The sequence below is a fragment of the Gracilimonas amylolytica genome (genome assembly GCF_002911695.1).
GTDB classification, from domain to species: domain Bacteria; phylum Bacteroidota; class Rhodothermia; order Balneolales; family Balneolaceae; genus Gracilimonas; species Gracilimonas amylolytica.
In genome coordinates this window covers 53,743-60,345 of the sequence record NZ_PQBS01000012.1, presented here as the reverse complement: position 1 = coordinate 60,345, position 6,603 = coordinate 53,743, and the positions used below count along the sequence as shown (strand labels likewise).

Genomic DNA, 6,603 nt, shown 5'->3' with positions numbered 1-6,603 from the left:
GGGGCTGAAGTAGCTAAGACTTGAATAAGGTGCTAAATTAGTTACTATGTATGAACGCAAAAGTCGATTAACCCCACACCAACAAAGCCGGCTGATAGAACATTTTGTAGCAGGTACTACGGCCCGTGCAGCCTCGGAATTGATTGGTGTTCAAGCTAACACCGCTATACGGTTTTTTATGAGACTACGTCAACTCATTGCAAGTAAACTACCCAGTTATGAATTATCTGGGGAAGTGGAAGCCGATGAAAGCTATTTTGGAGGCAAGCGTAAAGGTAAGCGTGGCCGTGGATCTACCGGCAAAGTAGCTGTATTTGGATTACTTAAGCGTGGAGGTAAAGTGTACACGGCTATTATTCCGAATGCTAAAACAGAAACCTTGCTACCAATTATTCAACAGAATGTGCAGCCGGATAGTATTGTTTATACCGATACTTTTCGCTCCTACAATGCCCTGGATATCTCTGAGTTCCACCACATGCGAATTAACCACAGTGAACTCTTTGCAGATCAACTGAATCACATAAATGGAATAGAGAATTTCTGGAATCAAGCCAAGCGTCATATGCGCAAATTTAACGGCATCAAAGCAGATAATTTTTACTGGTTTTTAAAGGAATGTGAGTGGCGCTTCAACGGAGGCAATCATGCAGAGCTCTTAAAGCAATTAAAATCATGGTATAAGCAAACCAAACATTAACCCTTAGCTACTTCAGCCCCAAATTAAATCTGATTATCAAGTTTGGGAGGAAGGTTTCCATCCAAAACAACTTTTTAATGATCAGATGGTGGTCCAGAAACTGAAGTATATTCATGACAATCCAGTGAAAGCCGGATATGTTGATCGGCCCGAACATTGGCGATATTCTTCAGCGAGAGATTATGTAGTGGAGGAGGGATTGATGCCGGTGACTCTATATACCGGATAGCTTTGACAATCAGTGGGGAACCGGTGGTTCCGCCATGCGTTACGAACGGGCCGTTCGGAACGAGGGTAAAGTAGGGTTAATCGTGTTTTTTAGGAGCCCCAAATTATCACGATTAACCATTTCCCATTAACCAATCTCGTTAACCACCCACCAACTTCAACCCGATCCTTCCACGTTCCAGATCCAGGGAGATGATCTCCAAATTGAGGATATCCCCGACGCTCACCACATCATGTGGATCCTCAACTTTCTTTTTGTCGCTCATATTGGAAATATGGAGCAGGCCATCCTGCTTTACGCCAATATCCACAAAAGCACCGAAATCCACCACGTTGCGGACGGTTCCTTCCAGCTGTTGGCCTTCTTTGAGGTCTTCCATTTTCATCACATCTGTACGAAGTAGGGGTTTCGGAAGCGACTCCCGCGGATCACGTCCCGGCTTTTGCAGGTTCTCAATAATGAGTTCCAAAGTAGGAACACCTACACCAATTTGCTCAGCGGTTTCTTCCAGATTCACATTATTGAATTTGCCGGCGATCTTATCTTTCTCTTCAGAAAGATTCTCCAGGTTGATGCCAAACAAATTACACAGCTTTTCAGCTGCTTCGTAACTCTCAGGGTGAATGGCGGTGTTATCCAGTGGGTTTTTAGATTCTGGAATACGCATGAATCCGGCCGCCTGCTGGAAACGGAAATCACCGACACCGTCGATATCACGGATCTGCTCACGGTCAATGAAAATGCCTTTCTCCTCGCGGTGCTTTACGATGTTTTGGGCTACCCGCTTACTCAATCCGGAAATATGAGCAAGAAGCGGAGCTGAGGCGGTATTCAAATTCACTCCAACCTCATTCACACAGCTTTCCACCACATCATCCAGTTTTCCGGAAAGCTGGTTTTGGTTTACATCATGCTGGTATAGACCAACCCCGATGGATTTGGGATCGATCTTCACCAACTCAGCCAGGGGATCCTGAACACGCCGGGCAATGGAGATATTTCCACGCTGAGCAGCTTCCAGTTCCGGAAATTCCTCGCGGGCTATCTTGGAAGCAGAATACACCGAAGCTCCGGCTTCATTCACGATCAAATAATGGAGTTGTGCATCGGGATATTTTTCCTTTCGTTTCTGGAGAAATTCTGCAACGATCTGCTCCGTTTCACGACTTGCGGTTCCATTTCCAATGGCGATCAATTCAACCCCGTATTTATTGATGTACTCCTCAAAAACGGCTTCTGCTTCAGCTACCTTGTTTTGTGGAGGGGTAGGATAAGTAGTTGTGCCTTCCAGGTACTTCCCATGCTGATCTACCACAGCTACCTTACATCCGCTCCTGAACGCCGGATCGATCCCCATCACCACTTTTTTATCCAGTGGGGGCTGCATCAACAGGTTTCCGAGATTGGTGGCAAAGGTCTCGATAGCGTGTGCATCGGCTTTGTCGGTCAGTTCATTCCGGAGTTCCCGTTCCAGTGAAGGGAATAGGAGTCGTTTGTAGGCATCTTCTACAGCATCCTGCAGGTATTCAGTGAAGATACTGAGGTCGTTTGTGATCACTTTGTCATCAATATTCTCCAGTGTGCGTTCTTCCCATAGATCCACATTCACGAATAGGATATTCTCCCGCTCTCCGCGATTTATGGCCAGGATCTGATACGGCTTAAGCTTATCGACCTTGGACGAAAACTCATAATAATCCTCAAAATTGGTGCGCTCTTTAACGGTAGGATTTTTCTTGGTCACAATATTGGCGTGCTTCGAAAATACATCCCGGAGCATCTCCCGTACTTCCAGGCTTTCATTGATCCATTCCGCAACAATATCAGTGGCCCCGTCAAAGGCGTCTTCCACAGATTCTACTTCCTTTTCAGGGTTGATGTACTCCTTAGCATATTCGATTGGGTCACCGGACGTGATCTCCTGCTCCCATATGAGTTTTGCCAGTGGCTCGAGTCCTTTTTCCTTGGCTTTGTCGCCCCTGGTTTTGCGCTTTTGTTTATAAGGAAGGTAAATATCCTCAAGCGTTTTCAGATCGGTACAGTTTAGGATCTGCTTCTCAAGTTCTTCGGTCAGCTTATCCTGTTCCTTAATGGATTTAAGGATGGTTTCTTTACGAGCCTCCAGGGTACGCTGGGTTTCAATTCCGTCACGAATGGCACGGATCTGTTCTTCATCAAGTCCGTCTGTGGCCTCCTTTCGATACCGCGCCAGGAATGGAACGGTAGCACCTTCATCCAGGAATTTGGCTACGGTGCTGATCTGTTTGCTGCTGAAATTGAGTTGAGATGCTAAAAAACTAAAAATCTTGGTATCGCTCATTGATGATATTTGGTTCTGAAAATTTCGGACGGTGAAAATAAGAAGGGTATAGGGAAATAATGAATTATAAATGAGGAATTTTTGATGGATCGGTGAATAAGTCAGCTACTATAAGAGTAAACTAATTACGAAGATCTATAACCGGTTCAGAAAAAAGTGTAACCTTTCTGCATAAGATCAGTGTATAAGGGTGAAAACACTAAACCCGGGATCAGCGGTGAATTCAAACTCTGATAAAGCATTGATGTTAAAGGTGAAGAAAGGTGAGCTCGATAAGCTGGGTTTGCTGTTTGAGCGGTATCACCGTGGACTTTATCGCTATTTTTACAGAATGTGCAGGGATAAGAATACCTCCGAGGATTTGGTACAGTCTGTGTTTGAACGGCTGCTAAAGTACCGGCAGAGTTATACCGGTGAAGGAAAATTCTCGACCTGGTTGTTTAGCATTGCCCGCAATCAATTCAATGATCATCACAGGAGATCCGAAAGAATTGGAAATCCGGTTCAGTTGGATGAGGACAGGCTCGAGATGCCGGAGGAAACGACGGCACCGGTTCATCAAGTAAAAGAGAAGAAAGAGATACTTGAAGAAGCCCTTTATGCATTACCTGAAGATTACCGGGAAGTGATCATTTTGAGCAGGTATGAGGGGTTGCGGTACAAAGAGATCGCAGAGATCTTTGAATCAACCGAAGGGGCGATCAAAGTAAAAATGTTTAGGGCCATGAAAGAATTGAAGGATATCGCATTATCCTTCGAAAAGGAATACAATTATGAATAAGAAGTATGAACAACTGATAGCTGACTACCTTGCCGGGGAGTTGGACGCAGCCGGAAAAGAAGAACTGGAAATATTATTGGCCGAAGGTAAGATCGATTTTATGGAATTCAGGACCATAGAAGCAACCTATGAGGGTCTTGGAGACCTGTCAGACCCTAAACCGGATGAGGCCACAAGTACTCGTTTCTATGCGATGCTGGAGCAGGAGACTCAAAAAAATACTCATGCGGGTATGTTTGAAAGAATCTATGAGTCATTACGAAAGATGATCTCCCAACTTTCGGTTCCTAAAATGGCATACGCAATGGCATTGTTGATCATCGGTGGTTTTATAGGTTCCTGGATGAACGAGGATAGCAACGAGATCGAAAAGCTGAGTCAGGAAATGCAATCACTGAAAGAAATGATGATGGTTAACATGCTGGAAGGTTCATCAGCTGCAGACCGGTTAAAGGCGGTAAACATCAGTTCGGAATTACCCAATGCCGATCTGGAGGCCATCAATGCGTTACTTTTTACCCTGAATAATGATCCAAGTGTAAATGTGAGGGTGCAAACAATTGAAGCCTTGAAGCGCTGGGGAGATAATGAACGGGTGAGGCAGGGACTGGTTCGTTCGATAGCCACACAGGAATCGCCGATCGTTTTAATAGAACTAGCGGACGCTATGACGGAACTTGAGGTGAGGTCCTCAGCGCGGGAATTCGAAAAAGTTTTACAGGAACGTGAACTCGATTACAACGTTCAACAAAAATTACAAAGCAGTATAGCTGTATTAATGTGAGGAATAAGATCATGAAAAGAATTTACTTGCTACCATTTTTATTTGGCGTGTTAAGTTTGAGTGTGATGGCTCAGACTAATGTCATCAGTGAAAGGGTGGAAGAAGAGGTGGAGATGAGGATCCCGGCTTCTGAATTGACCCGTGAAACGATGTTTCATTTCAACAATATAAACGGGGATCTGAATGTGGAGGGCTATGACGGGGATGAGATCCAGATCACCGGTAAAAAGATCGTAACCGGGAAACCCAATGTGAGACGCAGCTTTGATCCGGATGATTTTTACCTGGATAAAATATCCACTAACGGTCATTTATTTGTATTTGTGCGTCATCCCGGGCTGGAGGTCGAAATAGAAGAGAATGACCTTAGCTATCGGTCAAACAAAGACAATTATTGGGATGAGAATATTCAGGGGTTTGAGTTCAATCTGCAGATGAAAGTGCCTCGTTACCTGATGTCAGAGATCTCAACCATCAATGCCGGCGAGGTGGTTGTGGAGAATATGAGCCACGGTGTGGATGCCGCAAATATCAACGGCAGTGTGATCATTAGGAATGTAACAGGTGGGATGATCAATGCTGAAACAGTGAATGGTAATGTGATAGCGGAATTCAGGGATAATCCATCGGGTGATGTGGAGCTTCATACCGTAAATGGAAAAATTGAGGTTTTGGCTTCTAAAAATTTTTCAGCACATGTAACCTTTAAAAGTTTACACGGTGAACTATATACCGATTTCGACGACAGAAGTTATCGTTCGGATCGGTCAGGTAAAAAGGATGGGATGAGCCGGTTCAGCATTGGGAGTTCTGATACCATTCAGTTCGGACAAGGCGGACCAAATATGCTGCTTCGATTACTCAACGGAAACGCATACATCAAACAACTGTAACCAAATTTTAAAAAACCATGAGAAGTATGAAGATCCATTTATTTACAGTCTTAATCATCAGTATTCTATCAGTTCCGTTACTGGCTCAAAACACGATCGAGGTACCGTTAAGTGATCCGGGAAACCCGGGTAAGCTAAGCATCAGTGCCATGTTTTCAGATGAGATCACCGTCAGAAGTCATGACCAGCAAAATGTGGTTATTAACTATACCGGTGATGGAATTGAGGAAGAAAACAGTGAGCCCATGAAAAACGGAATGAAACGCATTTCCGGAGGGGGAATGGGCCTGGAAGTGGTTGAGGATAACAACGAAGTAGAGATCTCTACCGGACCATTTCCAACCAATGATCTTGAAATGACCGTTTTTGTCCCCCGAAATTTTTCTATCAAACTAAGTACGGTGCAGGGAGATGTGAAGGTCTTTGGAGTGGAAGGAGAACTTGAGATCAGTGCCGTTAATGGCGATATCGAACTGGGAGATATCAGCGGAACCGTGCTTGTAAATTCTGTGAACGGGGATATGAATGTGGATTTTAACGAGGTGACACCCGGTTCCCCCATGTCTTTTACCGGGGTAAATGGAGACATGGAGATCGCTTTTCCGGCCGATGCCCGATTTACAGCTAAAATGAAAACGGAATGGGGAGATGTTTACACCAACTTTGATATGGATATTGATAGAGAAGGCAGCAGGTCGGAATCAGAAAGTGACGAAGGTTTTAAGATCGCGATCAACAGATGGATCATTGGTAAAGTGAATGGCGGTGGTCCCGAATTTTTGTTTAAGACATTGCATGGAGATATATCTATCCGAAAAAAATAAAAAAAGAATGTAACCATTCTTTGAGCTGCTCGTGTAAGACATAAACCAAACTTAGGGGCCGTAACATAAAGC

At 44.4% G+C, this 6,603-nt stretch carries 6 protein-coding genes; 5 read left to right on the top strand and 1 reads right to left on the bottom strand.

All coding sequences use genetic code 11. From position 1 onward, the window contains the following. Positions 1 to 46 precede the first annotated feature (46 nt). Positions 47 to 700 (top strand): IS1595 family transposase, encoded by a 654-nt coding sequence (locus C3B73_RS04555; RefSeq protein ID WP_103663931.1) that lies wholly within the window; start codon positions 47 to 49, stop codon positions 698 to 700. A 368-nt stretch (positions 701 to 1,068) separates the two neighbouring features. Here the strand turns inward: C3B73_RS04555 and C3B73_RS04550 are convergent, their stop codons facing one another. Then, a complete protein-coding gene (locus C3B73_RS04550) occupies positions 1,069 to 3,249 on the bottom strand; it encodes a Tex family protein (RefSeq protein ID WP_103664453.1) in 2,181 nt (726 codons plus the stop codon). Between the two features lie 190 nt (positions 3,250 to 3,439). Between C3B73_RS04550 and C3B73_RS04545 the strand changes: the two genes are divergently transcribed. Genes C3B73_RS04545 through C3B73_RS04530 form a run of 4 tightly spaced genes read left to right on the top strand, consistent with a single transcriptional unit; the run spans position 3,440 to position 6,531 of the window. Further along, entirely contained in the window at positions 3,440 to 4,030 is a 591-nt protein-coding gene (locus tag C3B73_RS04545; protein WP_232802998.1) for an RNA polymerase sigma factor, read from the top strand. Beyond that, positions 4,023 to 4,814, top strand: a complete 792-nt coding sequence (locus tag C3B73_RS04540; RefSeq protein ID WP_103664452.1) for a HEAT repeat domain-containing protein — start codon at positions 4,023 to 4,025, stop codon at positions 4,812 to 4,814. Before C3B73_RS04545 ends, C3B73_RS04540 begins: the two co-directional genes overlap by 8 nt. 11 nt (positions 4,815 to 4,825) lie before the next feature. Then, a complete protein-coding gene (locus tag C3B73_RS04535; RefSeq protein WP_157939427.1) occupies positions 4,826 to 5,707 on the top strand; it encodes a DUF4097 family beta strand repeat-containing protein in 882 nt (293 codons plus the stop codon). 26 nt (positions 5,708 to 5,733) lie between these two features. Next, positions 5,734 to 6,531 (top strand): DUF4097 family beta strand repeat-containing protein, encoded by a 798-nt coding sequence (locus C3B73_RS04530; protein ID WP_232802997.1) that lies wholly within the window; start codon positions 5,734 to 5,736, stop codon positions 6,529 to 6,531. The last annotated feature ends 72 nt before the right edge of the window (positions 6,532 to 6,603 follow it).